Genomic DNA, 18,959 nt, shown 5'->3' with positions numbered 1-18,959 from the left:
CGAGCCAAGCATACCGGCTGCAATCGATAGACGCACGTTATCAGAACTTTGCTGGGGATTGAGCGAGGACTGTCGGTAATTTTGCTGATTCGCTGCCGCTGAATGTGGAAGGGAGCCAGCCCCCTTCCATTGCCCTCTAGCGGCGACGTTTATCGATGTTGTAAACGAACGGTGCGACGAGCTCCACACTGCCGTTTTTCAACAGGTCTGCCGGTGGTTTGGGCAGGGGTTGAGCCTTGCGGATCATCTCCAGCGTGGCGCGGTCCAGATCGGCGTTGCCGGAGCGGCCCTCCAACTCGTAGGACAACACATTGCCTTCGCCATCGACCACGAAGCGCAAGCGGTTCATGCCTTCCTTGCCACGTTGCTGGGCGCCCGGCGGGTACTTCTTGTACTTCTGCAGGTGCGCCAGCAGGGTGCTTTGCCAGGAGGCCTGGGCGGCAAGCTGTTGCGCCGATGGACCCGGAGCAGGCTGTGCGGACTTTTGCGCAGGCGCGTTGCTCGGCGGCGTGTCGCTCGGTGGCTCCTCGGAAGGTTTCTCCTTGGGCGGCTCGGGCTTTTTCTCCACCGGCTTGGGCGGTTGTGGCTTGGGTTTGGGCTTGACCGGCTTAGGCACCTGGATCGTCGGCTTGGGCGCCTCGGCCAACTTCGGCAGCGGCAGCTCTTCGACCGGTGGTGGCGGTGGCGCAACGACCTTGGGCGGTGCAGGCGGTGGCGGTGGCGCCGGCAGGGGCGCCAAGTCGATGACCATCGCGGCCGGAGGCAACGGGATCGCCTGGGGCGCGGACCATTTAAGCGCGATGATGATCGCGACGGCATGCACGCCCAGCACGACTGCGAGGCTGCTGCCATAACGCGTCAGTTTGTGGCGCGTCGTGATCATTTCTTGGCTGCCGTCTCAAGTCCGACCAGGCCTACCTTGAGGTAGCCGGCTGCCCGCAAGGCGTCCATCACGCTCATCAGGTCGCCGTAGTCCACACCCTTGTCGGCCTGGAAGAAGATGGTCGTGTCTTTCTTGCCCTGGGTCTTGGCATCGAGCACCGGCCCCAGGGTTTCAGCCTTGACTTCTTCTTCGCCCAGGAACAGGCGCTGGTCGGCCTTCACGCTGAGAAAAATCGGCTTCTCCGGGCGTGGCGCCGGCTTGGCGCTGGACGCGGGAAGGTCAACCTTGATGTCCACGGTAGCCAACGGTGCTGCCACCATGAAGATGATCAGCAGCACCAGCATCACGTCGATAAACGGCGTGACGTTGATTTCGTGATTCTCGACGAGCTCGTCGTCGCCTTGATTCAAATGCAGGCCCATGGCCGATTACCCCACTTTCACCATGTGCGGTTGCGAGCTGCGCTCGGTAGGCAGGTGATCGAGGTCGCGGCTGACCAGCAGCAGGACTTCTGCCGACGCGTCCGATACCTGGGCCTTGTAGCCGGCGATCGAACGGGCGAAGACGTTGTAGATCACCACCGCTGGGATCGCGGCAACCAGGCCCAGGGCGGTAGCCAGCAAGGCTTCGGCGATGCCGGGAGCAACCACGGCGAGGTTGGTGGTCTGGGTTTTGGCGATGCCGATGAAGCTGTTCATGATGCCCCACACGGTACCGAAGAGGCCGACGAAGGGGGCGGTGGAACCGATGGTCGCCAGTACGCCGGTGCCACTGCTCATGTTGCGACCGCAAGCGGCCACCAGGCGCTCCAGGCGGAAGCTGACGCGTTCCTTGATGCCTTCTTTTTCGCGGGTGTTGGCCGACAGGCGCATTTCTTCCAGGGCGTCATGCACCAGCAGGTTGGCCAGGGTGCCCTTCTTGGTGGCGGTTTCACTCGCTTCCTTGAGGGTGGCGGCCTTTTTCAAGTGGACGATTTCAGTGCGCAGACGACGCTTGGCGCCCAGCAGCTCGAAGCCTTTGGCGATCCAGATGGTCCAGGTAATGATGGAGGCGATAGCCAGGCCGATCATCACGGCTTTCACCACCACGTCGGCGTTCTGGTACATGCCCCACGGGGACAGGTCATGGGCCATGCCCAGGGTGTTGTCTTCTTCCAGCACTACCCCAGTGCCGTCGGCAGGAGCTGCAGCCTGGGCCGGGTCGGTTGGCGCGGCAGCAGGCGCAGCCGGGGTGGCGGTATTCTGCTCGGCAGCGGCTGGTGCGGCAGGTGCGGTGGCATCAGCGAAGGCGGCGGTCGGCGCCAGCAGTACGCTGAACAGCATCGCAGCAATCGCACGCCAGGCGCGGGATGGGCTGTGAGGCTTGGTTGGCGAAGCGGGGTTTGTATGACGTGTCATGCTGGCCGGACCTGAGAGAAAAGAATGGGTGATCGTCCTGCCAGACCCCTGTGGGTCGAGGACAAATGGGTGGTTATTATTGCAAGTAATTCTTGTTAACTAAAGTGGCACTGTTACTTTATTTCGCTTTTTACTGGCCGTTGATCCTCTCGCGCGGCTAATCTGCGCCTTTGAGAATGGAGTTTTATGATGTCTGCGCCTTCTGTTGTGATTGCCGGTTGCGGCGATGTGGGTAGTCGGCTGGCTAGCCAATTGCTGGCCGCAGGATGGGAGGTGCATGGCCTGCGCCGCGATATTTCGCGCCTTCCCGCCGGCGTGATCGGCATCGCCGGTGATCTGTTCGATAAAGCCTGTCCCGATACCTGGCCGATCGGCGGGGTGGATTACCTGGTGTACTGCGCTGCGGCCACCGACCACGATGAGGCCGGTTACCGTGCTGCCTACGTGCAAGGGTTGCAGCATGTGCTGGAGTGGCTGGACGATTACGGCCAGACGCCCAGGCATTTGCTGTTTGTGTCCAGCAGCAGCGTATATGGGCAGCAGAATGGCGAGTGGGTCGACGAAACCTCTGAAACTCAGGCGAAGGGTTATTCCGGCCAAATCATGCTCGAAGCCGAACAAGTGGCACTCAATAGTGGTATCCCCGCGAGCGTCGTGCGGCTGACCGGCATTTATGGCCCGGGCCGCGAGTGGCTGCTGACACAGGTTCGGCAGGGTTATCGCGTAGCCGTCGACCCGCCTTTATATGGCAACCGGATTCACGCCGATGACGCTGCGGGCGTGTTGGCGTTTTTGTTGCGGCATGTGGAGCAGGGCGGTTCGCTGGACAAGGTTTATATCGGGGTCGACGATGCGCCGGCGCCATTGGCCGAGGTGGTGGGTTGGTTGCGCGAGTATCTGGGCGTGACGGAGTGGTCCGAGGACGCCAGTGTGCGGCGTGCGGGCAGCAAGCAGTGCAGCAATGCGCGCATCAAGGCGCTGGGCTGGAAGCCGACCTATCCGACTTATCGCGAAGGCTATGCCGCCATTTTGAAAGGTTGAACGACGGACAAAATGTGGGAGGGGACTAGCCCCCGATAACGGTGTGTCAGCCAAAGAGAGGTTGACTGAAGAAACGCTATCGGGGGCAAGCCCCCTCCCACATTTGGATCTGTGTCGCAGCGGTTATTGCTTTTCAAGCAACCACTGGCGCTGGCCAGGCGTGAAGGAAGGCACTTCATCGGCTTGCGCAGTGTTGATCGCCTGGAAGATTTCCAGCTGCTTGCCTTTGCGCGCAAAGATCCACGGGTTGCCCACGCCATTCTCCTGCAGCCAAAGGCTGTCGTAGCCGCCGCTCATGGAGGCGCAATCCCCGGCCAGGCACAGCGAATACTGATCAGCGCCAGGCAGGCCGGCGACTTTGCCGTTGGCCTGGAACTGTACCGTGGCGCCATTACCGACACCGTCGGTGATCTTCCAGTCTCCGCCCAGGTACGCCGCATAAAGCGCCCGCTCGAAGTTGGCGCCCAGTGGTGCGCCCTCCGGAGCCGGGTCCTGGGAGCGCGTGAACAGTTGCTCAGGCTCGTTGTCGTTGGCCACCTGCAGCAGCTTTTTGCCTCTACGCTTGAGCTCGGTGGCAGAGCTGCCGTAGAAGTCCACGCTCCAGGCGCCGGGCTTTTGCGCCAGCAACTTGCCTTCCGCTACTTCAAAACCGTTGTAGTAGCGTGCCTGCAGGGCCTTGGTGTTGACCTCCCATTCGAGGTTCGGGCCAAAGGTCTGCAAGGCTTCACGCAAAGGGCCGCCCTTGGCTGCCGCATCGATGGCGGCCTGGTTGATCCAGGTACCGCTCACATCCAGATTGGCAGGGTTGCTGGCACAGCCGCCGAGCAGCAATGCGAGCAACGAAGAGGCAATAAGCGCTTTGCGCATGACTAAATCCTTCTGAAACAAAGTCGGCGCAGCGGTTGAGGCTGCGCCGGGTGTTTTTACTCGATGACCAGAATCGCGTCCATTTCAACCTGCGCGCCCTTTGGCAGGGCAGCGACGCCGATGGCGGCGCGGGCTGGGTACGGCTGTTCGAAGTACTTGCCCATGATCTCGTTGACCTTGGCGAAGTGGCTCAGGTCGATGAGGAAGATGTTCAGCTTGACGATGTCTTTGAACGAACCGCCAGCCGCTTCAGCCACGGACTTGAGGTTTTCGAAGACCTGTACGGTCTGTGCTTCAAAGCCTTCCACCAGTTCCATGGTCTTTGGGTCCAGCGGGATCTGGCCGGACATGTAGACGGTATTGCCCGCCTTGATCGCCTGGGAATACGTACCGATGGCGGCCGGGGCTTTGTCGCTGGTGATTACTGTCTTGGTCATGAATGACTCCTTGTAATAGGCGATGGCTTGTTTGAAGAACTACGCACGCATGCGGGTGATGCGAATCACGCCGGTCAAGGCACGCAGTTTCTTGATCACGCGGGCCAGGTGCACGCGGTCGTGCACGCTGACCACCAGCTGGACCACGCTGATGCGCCCATCGCGTTCGTCCATGCTGATTTTCTCGATATTGCCGTCGGCCGCGTTGACGCTGCTGGCCAGCAGCGCGATCAAGCCACGCTGGTGCTCCAGCTCCACGCGCAGCTCGACATTGAATTCGCCGGTGACATCCTTGGCCCACGAAAGCTGGATGCATTTTTCCGGGTTGTGCCGGATTTCGCTGATATTGCGGCAGTTGTCCAGGTGCACCACCATGCCTTTGCCCGCCGACAGGTGGCCGACAATCGGGTCGCCCGGGATCGGTGTGCAGCATTTGGCATAGCTGAGCACCAGGCCCTCGGTGCCGCGAATCGCCAGCGGGCCTTCGGGGCTCGGCAGCTGTTCGCCTTCGCCGAGCAGGCGGCGTGCAACCACGTAGGCCATGCGGTTGCCCAGGCCAATATCTTCGAGCAGGTCCTCGATGGTTTCCTGGCGGTACTCGTGAAGCATCGCTTGCACGCGCTCCTGCGGGACCTTGTCCAAGGCGCTGTCAAAACCGTTGAGCACCTTGTTCAGCAGGCGTTCGCCCAGGCTGATGGATTCGGAACGCCGCTGCAGTTTCAAAGCGTGGCGGATATGCGTACGCGCCTTGCCGGTCACCACGAAGTTGAGCCAGGCTGGATTCGGCCGCGCGCCTGGGGCGCTGACGATCTCCACCGTGGAGCCGCTTTGCAGCGGTTCGGACAGCGGCGCGAGACGACGATTGATCCGACAGGCGATACAGCTGTTGCCCACATCGGTATGCACGGCGTAGGCAAAGTCGACCGCCGTGGAGCCTTTGGGCAGCTCCATGATCCGGCCTTTGGGCGTGAACACGTAGACCTCGTCCGGGAACAGGTCGATCTTTACGCTTTCTATGAATTCCAGGGAGTTGCCGGCACGTTGCTGCATTTCCAGCACGCCCTTGACCCACTGGCGCGCACGGGCATGGGTGCCTTTGGGCTGCTCATCGCCGCTGGATTTGTACAGCCAATGGGCAGCGATGCCGTTGTTGGCCATCTCTTCCATTTCGCGGGTGCGGATCTGGATCTCGATCGGCACGCCGTGCATCCCGAACAGTGTGGTATGCAGCGACTGATAGCCGTTGGCCTTGGGAATCGCGATGTAATCCTTGAAGCGCCCCGGCAGAGGTTTGTACAAATTATGTACAGCGCCTAGCACGCGGTAGCAGGTGTCGACCTTGTCGACGATGATCCGGAACGCATAAACGTCCATGATCTCGTTGAAGGCCCGACGCTTGCCGCGCATCTTCTTGTAGATGCCGTAGATGTGTTTCTGCCGCCCGCTGACTTCGCCTTCGATCTCGTCGATCGCCAGGCAATGGCTCAGGGACTCTTCGATCTTGTTGACGATTTCCTTGCGGTTGCCCCGGGCGCGCTTGACCGCCTGGTAGATGCGCGCTGAACGCATCGGGTGCATGGCCTTGAAGCCGAGGTCTTCGAACTCGATACGAATGGCATGCATGCCCAGCCGGTTGGCGATGGGCGCGTAGATTTCCAGGGTTTCCTTGGCGATTCGCCGGCGTTTTTCCCCGGAGAGCACTTCCAGCGTGCGCATGTTGTGCAGCCGGTCGGCCAGCTTGACCAGGATCACGCGGATATCGCGGGCCATGGCCATGGCCATCTTCTGGAAGTTTTCCGCCTGGGCTTCGGCCTTGGTCTCGAAGTTCATCTGGGTCAGTTTGCTGACCCCGTCGACCAGCTCGGCCACGGTTTCGCCAAATTGCGCGCTGAGCGCTTCCTTGGCGATGCCGGTATCTTCGATCACGTCATGCAGCATCGCGGCCATCAGGCTCTGATGGTCCATGTGCATGTCGGCCAGAATATTTGCCACCGCAAGAGGATGCGTGACATACGCTTCGCCACTACGACGGCGTTGGCCATCGTGAGCTTGTTCGGCGTAGAAATACGCTCGGCGGACCAGGTTGACCTGGTCGGGGCCGAGGTAGGCCGATAAGCGATCGGCGAGGGCGTCTATGCTCGGCAAAGTGTGAACTCCTGCCGAAGGCTGTGACCCCGCGCCGTGCTACGTCGACCAGGCATAGGCTTAGACGGCCTCGTTGGACTCGTCCTCGAACGCTGCGAACAGCGGTTCGTCTTCAACGATTTCAGCGTTGGCGATGAACTCATAGCTCATCAGGCCTTCTGCGATTTCACGCAGGGCTACAACGGTAGGCTTGTCGTTTTCCCACTGGACCAGGGGCTCTTTGCCGCCAGTGGCCAGTTGACGGGCACGCTTGGTAGAGAGCATGACCAGCTCAAAGCGGTTATCCACGTGTTCTAGGCAGTCTTCAACGGTTACGCGGGCCATGGTATTCCTCGGAGCGAATGCAAGATGCGCGCTGCCCGGTTGGGCGAGCGGACTGAGCAGTTTAAAAAATCACCAGCGTTTAGGGAAGCGCTGATTTTTCGCAGACCCTCGCAAAACCGCTGAAAGTGCCAATGTAAAGCCCTTGCAGCGGTTTTGGGAAGGGCCAATCAGCCGAGCAGTTCGGCGAGTAATTTGCCGAAACGCTGTTGTTGACGCTTTTGCTGCAGCTGGTTGGCGCGGAAAATCGCCTTTAAATCATCCAGCGCGTGGGCAAAATCGTCGTTGATGATCAGGTAGTCGTAGTCGACGTAGTGGCTCATTTCGCTGACGGCTTCGCGCATGCGGCCCTCGATGATCTCGTCGCTGTCCTGGCCACGGTTGGTCAGGCGCTGGTGCAGGGCTTCAAGCGAGGGCGGCAGGATGAAGATCGAACGCGCCTTGGGCATCAGCTGGCGCACTTGTTCGGCGCCCTGCCAGTCGATTTCCAGAATCAGGTCATGGCCTTCATCCAGCGTCTGCTGCAGATGGCTTTGCGAAGTGCCATAGAGGTTGCCGAATACTTCGGCGCGCTCCAGGAAGTCACCGTGCTCGATCATCTTGACGAACTCGGTACGCTCGACGAAGTGATAGTGCACGCCGTTCACTTCACCCGGGCGCATGGCGCGCGTGGTGTGGGAAACCGAGATGCGGATCTGCTCGTCAGCGTCGGTCAGGGCCTTGACCAGGCTGCTCTTGCCCGCGCCCGAAGGGGCGGAAATGATGTAAAGGGTGCCGGTGCTGTGGGTCATGGAGGGTGCCTTACTCAATATTCTGTACTTGTTCGCGCATTTGCTCGATCAACACTTTGAGGTTGACCGCAGCCGTGGTGCTGCGCGGATCGAACGCTTTGGAGCCCAGTGTATTGGCTTCGCGGTTGAGTTCCTGCATCAGGAAGTCCAGGCGCCGACCGGCGGCACCACCGGACTTGAGCACCCGGCGTACTTCGAGGATGTGGGTGCTCAGGCGATCGAGCTCTTCGGCGACATCACTCTTTTGTGCCAGCAGGACCATTTCCTGCTCCAGGCGCACGGGGTCGAGGTCGGCCTTCATGTCGGCGAAGCGATCCAGGACCTTCTGGCGCTGGGTGGCGAGCATTTGCGGCACCAGCTCACGCAGGGTGACGACGTCTTCTTCGATTGAGCTCAAGCGCTCGCTGATCAACCGCGCCAGCTCGGCGCCTTCACGCTCGCGGCCGGCCTTGAGTTCCTTGAGGCCCAGGTTGAACAGGGCCAGGGCCTCGGCGTTGAGGGCTTGCGGGTCGGTGGCGTCGGCCACCAGCACGCCGGGCCAGGCCAGCACTTCCAGGGGGTTCAGCGCGGCCGGCTGTTTGATCAGGCTGGCGATGGTTTCAGCGGCGGCCACCAGTTGCGCGGCGCGGTCGCGGTCGACCTGCAAGGGTTTGCCGGTGGTTTCTTCGGTAAAGCGCAGGGTGCATTCCAGCTTGCCGCGGGAAATGCCCTGGCGCAGCGCTTCACGCACGGCGCCCTCGAGGTCGCGGAACGACTCCGGCAGGCGCAGATGCGGCTCCAGGTAGCGGCTGTTGACCGAGCGCAGTTCCCAGCTCAGGGTGCCTTGTGCGCCGGCTTTTTCGACGCGGGCGAAGGCGGTCATGCTGTGCACCATGGAGGTACCTCGCGTTACAGTCCCGCAAACACGGGCTGGTGGTTAAGAAGGCGCAGGATTGTAGCGCAGTGCGCAGGAGGCGCCCAAACATGCGCATTCGTAACCGGATTTTTAGAAGTGCCCCGAATCGGCTGGCGGCTCTATAATGCTCGGCAGTTTTTCGTCCTCAGTACAGGTATTCCCTATGAAACGTCCAAGTGGTCGCGCTGCCGATCAGCTCCGCTCGATCCGCATCACCCGCAACTACACCAAACACGCCGAGGGATCCGTACTGGTCGAGTTTGGCGATACCAAGGTCATCTGCACCGTCAGCGTCGAGAACGGCGTGCCGCGCTTCCTCAAAGGCCAGGGCCAGGGTTGGTTGACCGCTGAATACGGCATGCTGCCGCGCGCCACTGGCGAGCGTAACCAGCGTGAGGCCAGCCGTGGCAAACAGGGCGGGCGTACCCTTGAAATCCAGCGCCTGATCGGCCGTTCCCTGCGCGCGGCCCTGGACATGACCAAGCTGGGCGACGTGACCCTGTACGTCGATTGCGACGTGATCCAGGCCGATGGCGGCACCCGCACCGCCTCGATCACCGGCGCCATGGTGGCCCTGGTTGACGCACTGAAAGTGATCAAGAAGCGTGGCGGCCTCAAAGGCGGCGACCCGCTCAAGCAAATGATCGCCGCCGTCTCGGTGGGCATGTACCAGGGCGAGCCGGTGTTGGACCTGGACTACCTGGAAGACTCGGCCGCCGAGACCGACCTGAACGTGGTTATGACCAGCACCGGTGGTTTCATCGAAGTGCAGGGCACCGCCGAAGGCGCGCCGTTCCAGCCAGCTGAACTTAACGCCATGCTGGACCTGGCGCAGAAAGGCATGAGCGAAATTTTCGAACTGCAGAACGCCGCACTGGCTGACTGAGCCGGTCTCAAGGAGAAACGCCATGAATGACAACAGCCAAATGCCGGTGCCTGCGCCTTCCTATGAAGTGCGGCAGGGGGCGATGTTGTGCCATCTCGCGGCGTTTCTGGGGTTCGTGTTCCCTTTCGGCAGCGTTGTGGGGCCACTGATCCTGTGGCAGATGAAGAAGGAGCAGGATGCGTTTATTGATGATCAGGGCAAGGAAGCCCTGAATTTCCAGATCACCGTCGCCATCGCCTGGATCGCTTGCATCGTGCTGGCCTTCGCAGTGATTGGTTTCTTCCTGATGATTGCCCTGGCGATTGCCACGGTGGTGCTGACCATCATCGGCAGTATCAAGGCCAACAAGGGGATCGCCTATCGCTATCCTCTGACCTGGCGTCTGGTCAAATAATAGCCATCCACAAAAAACCGACATCGCTGTCGGTTTTTTTCTGCCTGGAAAAAGACCTCAGATGGTCAAGGTCCAGTCGTAGTCCACGATCAGTGGCGCGTGCTGCGAGAACCGCGGCTGGCGTGGCAAGCGGGCACTGCGTACGAACCGGCGCAGACCCGGGGTCAGCAGCTGGTAGTCGAAACGCCAACCCAGGTTGAGCATTTCGGCCTGTTCGTTATCCGGCCACCAGCTGTACTGGTCGCCTTCGCGGCTGACTTCGCGCAGGGCGTCGACATAGCCCATGTTGCCGACAATCTCGTCCATCCAGGCCCGTTCCGGCGCCAGGAAACCCGGGGATTGCTGGCTGTCGCGCCAGTTCTTGATATCCAGCTTCTGTTGCGCCACGTACAGCGAGCCACAATAAATGTACTCGCGACGTTTGCGTCGCTGTTTATCCAGATAACGGGCGAAATCGTCCATTAGCTTGAATTTCTGGTTCAAGTCTTCATCGCCGTTCTGCCCCGAAGGAAGCAGCAAGGTCGCGATGCTGACCTTGTCGAAATCGGCTTGCAGGTAGCGCCCGTAGCGGTCGGCTGTCTCGAAGCCGAGGCCGCTGATGACCGCCTTGGGTTGCAACCGCGAGTACAAAGCCACGCCACCTTGGGTGGGCACTTCGGCATCGCAGGCATAAAGGAAGTAGCCATCCAGTTGGAAGGCTGGGTCGTCCAGTTCAAAGGCGGAGGCGCGGGTGTCCTGCAGGCAGATGACGTCGGCATTCTGTGCTTGCAGCCAACTGAGCAAACCACGCTCGACTGCAGCCTGAATACCATTAACGTTCACACTGATGATCCGCATAAATGGCCCCAAAAATCGCGTGCGTGTATGATACACGCCGTCTACCTAATTAGCTAAATCCGCGGTATCTGAGGCTTTTTTCATGCAGGCGTATCAACGCGATTTCATTCGTTTTGCCATCGATCGCGGGGTTTTGCGCTTCGGTGAGTTCACCCTCAAGTCCGGGCGCACCAGCCCGTATTTCTTCAATGCTGGCTTGTTCAACTCGGGTTCGGCGCTGGCTCAGTTGGGTCGTTTTTACGCGGCGGCCATCGTTGAAAGCGGTATTTCCTTCGACGTGCTGTTCGGCCCGGCCTACAAGGGCATCCCCCTGGCAGCTGCAACAGCCGTTGCCCTGGCGGAACACCATGGGCGCGATCTGCCATGGTGCTTCAACCGCAAGGAAGCCAAGGCTCATGGCGAAGGCGGCAGCCTGGTGGGTGCGCCGCTCACTGGCGATGTATTGATCATTGATGACGTGATCACGGCCGGTACGGCTATCCGTGAAGTGATGCAGATCATCGCGTCCCAGGACGGCGCCAAGGCCGCCGGTGTGCTGATCGCGCTGAACCGCCAGGAGCGCGGCAACGGTGAGTTGTCGGCGATCCAGGAAGTGGAGCGTGATTTCGGCATTCCCGTGGTAAGCATCGTATCGTTGAACCAGGTGTTGCAGTTCCTGGAAGATGATCCGCAGCTCAAGCAGCACTTGCCGGCAGTTAAGGCGTATCGCGAGCAGTTCGGCGTTCAATAATCGCCACAATAAAAAAGGTCCCGTCCAATTCAATTGGTCGGGGCCTTTTTTCAGCTCGGGTCTTGGGGGGCTGCTACTCCCGCAGTCGCAAGACGCGCAATAAAGCGTCAACCTGCCCGAAAGCGTCTTGTTGCCATTGGTCCGGTGTGCGATCTCCGAGTATTTGGCTGTCTTCGACGAATCGCCTTACGGCTGTCGGACCATAGCCATCGGCGATATCAAACTTTTCGCCGATGAACTGAAACCCCAGCTCTCCACTCCCGGTTTCCAGTACTGATCGACATTCCTCTGCAAGCGCTTGCATGCCACCGGGGAAATTACGGACGCAGTAGTAGATGTCATATGCGTCCTTCTGTTTGTGTCTTCCGTTCAGGGCGTATCCCTTCATCGCCAGCAGGGCGGGGATCGAGCACACCGCGACCTCGACACGATTTTTGCCACCCGTAGGCATGGAGCCTTCAATGGCAACCATTTGATAGAAGCGCATCGCCAAGTCGGCACCGTCAGCGCGCTGAACTGCAAAGTCGTTGAGAATGGGAGGTTTGTTCTGGATGATTTCGGCGTCGCGCGGCATCAAGAAGTCCACGATCACATCTATCGCCGATCCGCCGTCTTGCACGGGAACCTGGCGAACGAGCTGGAATCGCCGCAGTTCTCCTCTTTGTTCGTACCCATTACCCATCAGTGCTTCAATCAACGTCGCGTACTCGCCATCTCCTAGAGCCTCTGCGTCCAAGCTCAAATCGACATCAAGGGTTCCAACGTGCTGCATATCGTCGTTCGCCAGCAGTAGCCAAGGCACCGCTCCACCGATCACTGCAAACTTGCCTTTGAAGGAACCAAGGATCTGACCGATCTCGACTAATACCGCCTTCACGGCAGCTGTCGTTCTGTCGTCATAATCTAAGGCAGATTGAGGTTCTTGAGGGATTAACGAGACCATGTCAGTTTTTCCTGTCGTAGATATTCGGCGGCTTCCTTTCCGCGCTCTCCCGCAACCGATAGATCCAGATAGGTCTGAACTGGGCTGGTGCACAGGGCGCCCGGTGCGGGTTCAACGGTGTCCAGTAGGAGTCCTTCGTCGTTGGGTAAAGTGATGACAACGTTCTCTCCCTTTGATGCAGGAACCAACTGTAGTGCTTTAACCAGTCTCTCTAGCCCTTCAATGTCGGCATAAAAGTAATTCGTGCTGATGCGGGCATAGGGTGCGAGCCATTGAGCGGCAGAAAAGGAGGAAAAAAGTGCGTGTCCGCCGCTCCTTTCTCCAATAGCGATGCGCGCGGCATTTTCCAATGCGCTGCCATGTAAGGTGGTATAGAAGCTCTTACGCTCTCCTGATGGAGGTTCGTATGCTTCGGCCCATGCATCCAGGAGCGCTTGAGGATCGGATAGACATACGCCGTCGTTTGTCGCTCTTGCCCATTCTCGATTCAGTAGTGCTGTGCGGACATTGCTGACCTGTCCCAGGCTCACCCCGGCGGCTTCGCACAGTTCCACCACCCGCCAGGCTCGGCCCGGATCCCGAAGCATCGTGCGTATGATCTGCGCTGATTTCGGTTTGAAGAAAGACTTAAGCTCCCTGTGCTCCGAGAGCGGCTTGTCAGCTACTTGGTGATCAATGAATACACCATCGAACGAGATCCAGGCATTACCTTCCAGGTCCAGATATCCCACACCCTTTTCCCGACACAGTTGTCTTGCTACGGGTGAAAGATAGGGTGCTACCACAATAGGCGTCGCCTCTGGCCTTTGCTCGCTCACATAGTCGCGAAGCTGAAGTATGGCCGCGTTTATGAATCGGGGCTGACCGTTTGCTTTTACCTCGCACACCAGAGGGCGTGATTTGCCTGATGCGTTAATCTCGATAATGAAGTCGGGAGTCCAGCCTTTTGAAGGAGGCATGGATGTGAGGCTTTTAATCTCGAGAATCGGTACCTTGCTCAGGAGGCTTCGCAGCGCGTCTCTGGAGTGAATTTCGAGTTCTTTCATTAATTGAGCCCTTTTCAGCGAATGTTGAAAATAGCTATTACGGTGAAAAAAGTCGAGGAATTTCACCCTTTATGATGTTTTCAGTGAGTGTTGAAATATCCGTTAATACTGAAAAAATTCAGCGGCGTTTTCGTGATCATCGTTGTAGGCTGCGTTTCCATTGTGCATAAAAAACCGCAGATTCTACTTTGCCTGACGAAGATTCCGTACATGGGTACGTATTGTCGTAGGCGCAGTAAGAAACTGCGGTTTTTTGGTGCTTTGTAAATCAGGGACGCTTGCGGTTACTGATCAGCGTGCCCACGCCGGTATCGGTGAAGATTTCCAGCAGGATCGCATTCGGTACTCGCCCGTCCAGGATCAGCGAGCTGCCGACGCCGCCTTGCACGGCTTCCAGCGCGCAGCGGATTTTCGGCAGCATGCCGCCGTAGATAGTGCCGTCGGCAATCAGCTCGTCCACCTGCTGGGTGGTCAGGCCGGTCAACACCTTGCCTTGCTTGTCCATCAGGCCGGCAATGTTGGTCAGCAGCATCAGCTTTTCAGCCTTCAGCGCCTCAGCCACTTTGCCCGCCACCAGGTCGGCGTTGATGTTATAGGACTCACCGTTGACGCCCACGCCGATGGGCGCGATCACCGGGATGAAGTCACCCTTGACCAGCAGGTTGAGCAGATCGGTGTTGATGCCGATCACTTCGCCCACCTGGCCGATGTCGATGATTTCCGGCTGGGTCATCTCCGGCGTCTGACGGGTCACGGTCAGTTTTTTCGCGCGGATCAGTTCCGCATCCTTGCCGGTCAGGCCGATGGCGCTGCCGCCGTGGCGGTTGATCAGGTTGACGATGTCTTTGTTGACCTGGCCACCGAGCACCATCTCCACCACGTCCATGGTCTGCGCGTCAGTGACGCGCATGCCATCGATGAAGTGACTCTCGATCGACAAGCGCTTGAGCAGATCGCCGATTTGCGGTCCACCACCGTGGACGACAACCGGGTTGATCCCCACGGCTTTCATCATCACGATGTCGCGGGCAAAGCCGGTTTTCAGCTCGTCGCTTTCCATGGCATTGCCGCCGTACTTGATCACCAGCGTCTTGCCGACGTAGCGTCGAATGTAAGGCAACGCTTCGGACAGGACCTTGGCGGTGTTGGCAGCGGCTTCGCGTTCGAGAGTCATTCAGGGCTCCGGTAAAAAATCAGAACGGTAATTGGAGATCAGGGGCAACACGTTTCAACTGGACGTGGAAGACGTCCTTGATGCGCTGCAACTCAGCCTCGGTATCCGCCTCGAAGCGCAGCACCAGCACCGGCGTGGTGTTGGACGCGCGAACCAGGCCCCAGCCTTTGGCGTAATCGACTCGCACACCATCAATGGTGGTCAGGTTGGCGCCTTCACCCCATTGCGCATCGTGCAGTGCGTCAATGATGCTGAATTTGCTCTCCTCGGTCACATGGATATTGATCTCTGGCGTAGAAATATCGTTGGGGAAAGTCTGAAACAGCTCTTGCGCCGTGGATTTTTCCTTGCTGAGGATCTCCAGCAGGCGCGCAGCGCTGTAAATGCCGTCGTCGAAACCGAACCAGCGCTCCTTGAAGAACACGTGACCGCTCATTTCGCCGGCCAGCAAGGCGCCGGTTTCCTTCATTTTCTTTTTGATCAACGAATGTCCGGTCTTCCACATTAGCGGGCGGCCGCCGTATTCCTTGATCAGCGGCGTGAGGCGGCGGGTGCACTTAACGTCGAAGATGATTTCGGCGTTGGCATTGCGCGCCACCACGTCACGGGCAAACAGCATTAACAGGCGGTCCGGGTACACGATCTCGCCGGTTTCGGTCACCACCCCTACACGGTCGCCGTCGCCGTCGAAGGCCAGGCCCACGTCGGCGCCCACTTCCTTGACCTTGGCGATCAGGTCCACCAGGTTTTCAGGCTTGCCTGGGTCCGGGTGATGGTTGGGGAAGTTGCCGTCGACGTCGCAGAACAGCGGGATCACTTCACAGTTCAGGGCTTCGAGCAATTGCGGGGCGATCACGCCAGCCGCGCCGTTGCCGCAGTCCACCACCACTTTCAGGCGGCGGTCGAGCTTGACGTCGCGGGTGATTTCGTCGGAGTAGCGCTGCAGGATATCGACCTTGGTTATGCTGCCGGTGCCGCTGGTCAGGTCGTTGGTTTTCAGGCGCGTGTGCAGGGCCTGGATCTGTTCGTTGGCGAGGGTATCGCCGGCGATCACGATCTTGAAACCGTTGTAGTCCGACGGGTTGTGGCTGCCGGTAAGCATGACGCCGGATTTGCCGGCCAGCACGTTGGCGGCGTAGTACAGCGCAGGCGTGGGCACCAGCCCGACGTCGCTGACATGGCAACCGCTGTCTGCCAGGCCCTGGATCAGTTGCTCCACCAGCTCCGGGCCGGACAGGCGGCCGTCACGGCCCACCGAAACATTCGGCTCGCCCTGGGCCAGGCTCTGCGCGCCGATGGCGCGGCCGATCCAGTAGGCGGTTTCGGCGGTCAGGGTTTTGGGCACCACGCCACGAATGTCGTAGGCACGAAAGATGCTGTCGGGAAAAGTCGGGGCTACACGGGCTGCGGTACTCATCGCGGGAAGAACTCCATCTGAAAGGGGGCAAGGCTGGCCTGGTGTGGCTGGCCGGCAGGCTCAAACTGAAGGGTATGACGGCGTTTTCGGCAGAGAGTTCGTGGTGTAAAAGTGCCATCGGCGCTTCGGCGGCGTGCTTATTTGTACGTAATTCTTTGATTTTATTGTAGAAAAATCGCCGATGCCGTGTGCGTATTCTTCATCCGGAAAAGCCGGGCGGTGGCGTCTGGCCGGACAATCGCATCCGGCCAGGTTCAGCTTAGTCAGTGGCTGCCGGAATGCCCGAAACCGCCGGCGCCGCGCTCGGTTTCGTCGAATTCCTGCACCAGTTCGAAATGTGCATGTACCACCGGCACCAGTACCAGTTGGGCAATGCGCTCGCCGACAGCAATGTTGAACGCGGTCTGGCCGCGGTTCCAGCACGACACCATCAACTCGCCCTGGTAGTCGGAGTCGATCAGCCCCACCAGATTGCCCAGCACGATGCCGTGTTTGTGACCCAGGCCCGAGCGCGGCAGGATCAGGGCTGCCAGGCCTGGGTCGCCGACGTAGATCGACAGGCCGGTGGGGATCAGCAGGGTCTGGCCCGGCTCGAGCACGGTGTCTTGCTTGAGCATGGCGCGCAGGTCCAGGCCAGCGGAGCCTGGGGTAGCGTAGGCCGGCAGTGGAAATTCGCTACCGATGCGGGGGTCGAGGATCTTGGCTTGCAAAGCGTGCATGGACATTAAACCTGGTTCAGCCGTTGGGCGATAAAAGAGATCAGTTGGCGGGCAATCTTGCCCTTGCTGGTCTGGGCGAAAACGGTGGCGTGCAACTCGCGGTCGATCACGCTGATGGCATTTTCCTCGCTGTTGAAGCCGATGCTCGGGTTGGCGACATCATTGGCAACGATCAGATCGAGGTTTTTGTCTTTCAATTTGCGTGCGGCGTAGTCCAGCAAATGTTCGGTCTCGGCGGCGAAACCGACGCTGAACGGACGATCCGGACGGGTGGCGATGGTGGCCAGGATGTCCGGGTTGCGCACCATTTGCAGGAGCAGGCCATCACCGCTTGTAGGGTCTTTCTTGAGCTTTTGCGGCGCAACGACTTCCGGTCGGTAGTCTGCAACCGCTGCCGAGGCGATGAACAGGTCGCACGGAATGGCAGCCTCACAGGCCGCCAGCATGTCCCTGGCGCTGACTACGTCGATTCGCGTCACACGATCAGGCGTTGGCAAATGCACCGGGCCGGTGATCAGGGTGACCCGTGCGCCTGCCTCAACCGCAGCTTCAGCCAGGGCAAAGCCCATTTTTCCTGAGCTATGGTTGGTGATGTAGCGCACCGGGTCGATGTTTTCCTGGGTCGGGCCAGCGGTGATCAGTACGTGTTTGCCGGTCAGGGCCAGGTGCTGGAAGCACTCGGCAGCGCACAGCGCCAGGTCGGTGGCTTCGAGCATGCGGCCCATGCCGACGTCGCCGCAGGCCTGGCTGCCGGACGCCGGGCCGAAGACCTTGAGGCCACGGCTTTGCAGAAGCTGGGTGTTGGCCTGGGTGGCCGGGTCGCGCCACATGGCCTGGTTCATCGCCGGGGCGATGGCGACGGTGGCGTCGGTGGCCAGTACCAGGGTGGTCAGCAGGTCATCGGCGATGCCCTGGGCCAGGCGCGCGATCAGGTCGGCGGTAGCCGGCGCGATCAGGACCAGGTCGGCCCATTTGGCCAGTTCGATATGGCCCATGGCGGCTTCGGCCGCCGGGTCCAGCAGATCCAGGTGAACCGGGTGGCCGGACAAGGCCTGCATGGTCAGCGGGGTGATGAACTCACTGCCACCACGGGTCATGACCACGCGCACTTCGGCGCCTTGGTCCAGGAGCCTGCGAACCAGCTCTGCGCTCTTGTAGGCGGCAATGCCGCCGCCGACGCCGAGAACGATGCGTTTCCGATACAGACGCTGCATTGGTTTGCCTTTCCAGTTCAGTGACGCCTGCGATGACCCCTCCCCAGGTGAAATCGCATGCAAAAAAGAGGGCCTACGATAACACAGCGTCCGTCTGGCAACAGCGGCGCATGCGGCGTACATCATGGAGAGGAGGTGGGATGAGTATTCGCGATTGGCCTGCTGCCGAGCGGCCGCGAGAGAAGCTTTTGGAGTGGGGCGCGGCCAGTCTGTCCGATGCCGAATTGCTGGCGATCTTCCTGCGCACCGGAGTGTCTGGCAGGAGTGCGGTGGACCTGGCGCGCCATTTATTGGCGCAATTCGGAGGCCTGCGCCCGCTGCTGGAAGCCAGCCAGACGCTGTTCAATCAGCAGTTGGGCCTGGGGCCGGCGAAGTTTGCCCAGTTGCAGGCGGTACTGGAAATGTCCCGGCGCCATATGGCCGAGCGCCTGCGCAACGATTCGGTGCTGGAGAGTCCGCTGGCCGTGCGCGAATACCTCAAGGCGCTGCTGCGTCATGAAACTCACGAGGTGTTTGGCTGCCTGTTTCTCGACTCCAAACATCGAGTGCTGGGTTTCGAAGCGCTGTCCCACGGCACTATCGATACGGCTGTGGTCTATCCCCGGCAAGTGGTCAAGCGCGCGCTGGCGTACAACGCGGCGGCATTGATCCTGTGCCACAACCATCCTTCGGGAAGCGCGGATCCAAGCGCCGCTGATCGAAAGTTGACCAAAGTTCTCCAGAAGGCCTTGGAAATGGTGGACGTGCGGGTGCTGGATCACATCATCGTGGGTGATGGTGATCCGTTGTCGATGGCGGAATATGGATGGATGTGAGGACAGC

At 59.9% G+C, this 18,959-nt stretch carries 20 protein-coding genes and 1 pseudogene; 5 read left to right on the top strand and 16 right to left on the bottom strand.

Annotation, left to right across the window (positions count from 1 at the left end):
* Positions 1-136: 136 nt before the first annotated feature.
* Genes C4J91_RS26810 through exbB form a run of 3 tightly spaced genes read right to left on the bottom strand, consistent with a single transcriptional unit; the run spans position 137 to position 2,280 of the window.
* The gene (locus C4J91_RS26810; protein WP_124364984.1) at positions 137-883 is read right to left on the bottom strand and encodes an energy transducer TonB; all 747 of its coding nucleotides are present in this window, start codon (positions 881-883) and stop codon (positions 137-139) included.
* The gene (gene exbD, locus C4J91_RS26805) at positions 880-1,305 is read right to left on the bottom strand and encodes a TonB system transport protein ExbD (protein ID WP_003195519.1); all 426 of its coding nucleotides are present in this window, start codon (positions 1,303-1,305) and stop codon (positions 880-882) included. Before exbD ends, C4J91_RS26810 begins: the two co-directional genes overlap by 4 nt.
* A 6-nt stretch (positions 1,306-1,311) precedes the next feature.
* Entirely contained in the window at positions 1,312-2,280 is a 969-nt protein-coding gene (exbB, locus tag C4J91_RS26800) for a tonB-system energizer ExbB (RefSeq protein ID WP_124364983.1), read from the bottom strand.
* 189 nt (positions 2,281-2,469) lie between these two features.
* On the opposite strand from exbB, the gene C4J91_RS26795 reads away from it, so the two are divergent.
* Positions 2,470-3,321, top strand: coding sequence for an SDR family oxidoreductase (locus C4J91_RS26795; protein ID WP_124364982.1), 852 nt, complete (start codon positions 2,470-2,472; stop codon positions 3,319-3,321).
* A 123-nt stretch (positions 3,322-3,444) separates the two neighbouring features.
* On the opposite strand, the gene C4J91_RS26790 is transcribed toward C4J91_RS26795, so the two are convergent.
* The 6 genes from C4J91_RS26790 to C4J91_RS26765 all read right to left on the bottom strand — a co-directional run bounded on the left by C4J91_RS26790 (position 3,445) and on the right by C4J91_RS26765 (position 8,756).
* Complete coding sequence (locus C4J91_RS26790; RefSeq protein ID WP_124364981.1) at positions 3,445-4,188, bottom strand: hypothetical protein; 744 nt, start codon at positions 4,186-4,188, stop codon at positions 3,445-3,447.
* 56 nt (positions 4,189-4,244) lie between these two features.
* Positions 4,245-4,625, bottom strand: coding sequence for a RidA family protein (locus tag C4J91_RS26785; protein ID WP_124364980.1), 381 nt, complete (start codon positions 4,623-4,625; stop codon positions 4,245-4,247).
* A 39-nt stretch (positions 4,626-4,664) separates the two neighbouring features.
* Positions 4,665-6,770, bottom strand: a complete 2,106-nt coding sequence (spoT, locus tag C4J91_RS26780) for a bifunctional GTP diphosphokinase/guanosine-3',5'-bis pyrophosphate 3'-pyrophosphohydrolase (RefSeq protein ID WP_124364979.1) — start codon at positions 6,768-6,770, stop codon at positions 4,665-4,667.
* 60 nt (positions 6,771-6,830) lie between these two features.
* Positions 6,831-7,094, bottom strand: coding sequence for a DNA-directed RNA polymerase subunit omega (gene rpoZ, locus C4J91_RS26775; RefSeq protein WP_003176920.1), 264 nt, complete (start codon positions 7,092-7,094; stop codon positions 6,831-6,833).
* Between the two features lie 167 nt (positions 7,095-7,261).
* The gene (gene gmk / locus C4J91_RS26770) at positions 7,262-7,882 is read right to left on the bottom strand and encodes a guanylate kinase (protein ID WP_003213284.1); all 621 of its coding nucleotides are present in this window, start codon (positions 7,880-7,882) and stop codon (positions 7,262-7,264) included.
* Positions 7,883-7,892: 10 nt separating this feature from the next.
* Positions 7,893-8,756, bottom strand: a complete 864-nt coding sequence (locus C4J91_RS26765; protein WP_124364978.1) for a YicC/YloC family endoribonuclease — start codon at positions 8,754-8,756, stop codon at positions 7,893-7,895.
* Positions 8,757-8,940: 184 nt separating this feature from the next.
* On the opposite strand from C4J91_RS26765, the gene rph reads away from it, so the two are divergent.
* Positions 8,941-9,663 (top strand): ribonuclease PH, encoded by a 723-nt coding sequence (gene rph / locus C4J91_RS26760; protein ID WP_124364977.1) that lies wholly within the window; start codon positions 8,941-8,943, stop codon positions 9,661-9,663.
* A gap of 22 nt (positions 9,664-9,685) precedes the next feature.
* Entirely contained in the window at positions 9,686-10,057 is a 372-nt protein-coding gene (locus C4J91_RS26755; protein ID WP_124364976.1) for a DUF4870 domain-containing protein, read from the top strand.
* 57 nt (positions 10,058-10,114) lie between these two features.
* Here the strand turns inward: C4J91_RS26755 and C4J91_RS26750 are convergent, their stop codons facing one another.
* A complete protein-coding gene (locus C4J91_RS26750; protein ID WP_003195493.1) occupies positions 10,115-10,894 on the bottom strand; it encodes an exodeoxyribonuclease III in 780 nt (259 codons plus the stop codon).
* An 82-nt stretch (positions 10,895-10,976) separates the two neighbouring features.
* Between C4J91_RS26750 and pyrE the strand changes: the two genes are divergently transcribed.
* Complete coding sequence (pyrE, locus tag C4J91_RS26745) at positions 10,977-11,624, top strand: orotate phosphoribosyltransferase (protein ID WP_027608288.1); 648 nt, start codon at positions 10,977-10,979, stop codon at positions 11,622-11,624.
* Between the two features lie 73 nt (positions 11,625-11,697).
* Here pyrE and C4J91_RS26740 read toward each other — a convergent pair whose 3' ends face one another.
* From C4J91_RS26740 to coaBC, 6 genes and pseudogenes are all read right to left on the bottom strand, one after another.
* The gene (locus C4J91_RS26740; protein WP_124364975.1) at positions 11,698-12,567 is read right to left on the bottom strand and encodes a hypothetical protein; all 870 of its coding nucleotides are present in this window, start codon (positions 12,565-12,567) and stop codon (positions 11,698-11,700) included.
* Positions 12,555-13,613 (bottom strand): type IV toxin-antitoxin system AbiEi family antitoxin, encoded by a 1,059-nt coding sequence (locus C4J91_RS26735; RefSeq protein ID WP_124364974.1) that lies wholly within the window; start codon positions 13,611-13,613, stop codon positions 12,555-12,557. Before C4J91_RS26735 ends, C4J91_RS26740 begins: the two co-directional genes overlap by 13 nt.
* 268 nt (positions 13,614-13,881) lie before the next feature.
* A complete protein-coding gene (gene argB, locus C4J91_RS26730) occupies positions 13,882-14,787 on the bottom strand; it encodes an acetylglutamate kinase (RefSeq protein WP_124364973.1) in 906 nt (301 codons plus the stop codon).
* A gap of 19 nt (positions 14,788-14,806) precedes the next feature.
* Positions 14,807-16,210, bottom strand: a pseudogene (locus tag C4J91_RS26725) (phosphomannomutase/phosphoglucomutase); the annotation flags it as partial.
* Between the two features lie 257 nt (positions 16,211-16,467).
* Positions 16,468-16,923: a dUTP diphosphatase gene (gene dut, locus C4J91_RS26715; RefSeq protein WP_124364971.1), complete on the bottom strand. Its 456-nt coding sequence runs from the start codon at positions 16,921-16,923 to the stop codon at positions 16,468-16,470.
* A gap of 5 nt (positions 16,924-16,928) precedes the next feature.
* Positions 16,929-18,137, bottom strand: a complete 1,209-nt coding sequence (coaBC, locus tag C4J91_RS26710; protein WP_048723622.1) for a bifunctional phosphopantothenoylcysteine decarboxylase/phosphopantothenate--cysteine ligase CoaBC — start codon at positions 18,135-18,137, stop codon at positions 16,929-16,931.
* Positions 18,138-18,277: 140 nt separating this feature from the next.
* Here coaBC and radC point away from each other — a divergent pair, with 140 nt between their 5' ends.
* Positions 18,278-18,952 (top strand): DNA repair protein RadC, encoded by a 675-nt coding sequence (gene radC / locus C4J91_RS26705; protein ID WP_124364970.1) that lies wholly within the window; start codon positions 18,278-18,280, stop codon positions 18,950-18,952.
* The last annotated feature ends 7 nt before the right edge of the window (positions 18,953-18,959 follow it).

This window comes from Pseudomonas sp. R3-52-08 (genome assembly GCF_003851745.1).
Classification (GTDB): domain Bacteria; phylum Pseudomonadota; class Gammaproteobacteria; order Pseudomonadales; family Pseudomonadaceae; genus Aquipseudomonas.
The sequence above is the reverse complement of the archived record's forward strand: the minus strand, read 5'-3'. Positions and strand labels throughout refer to the sequence as shown.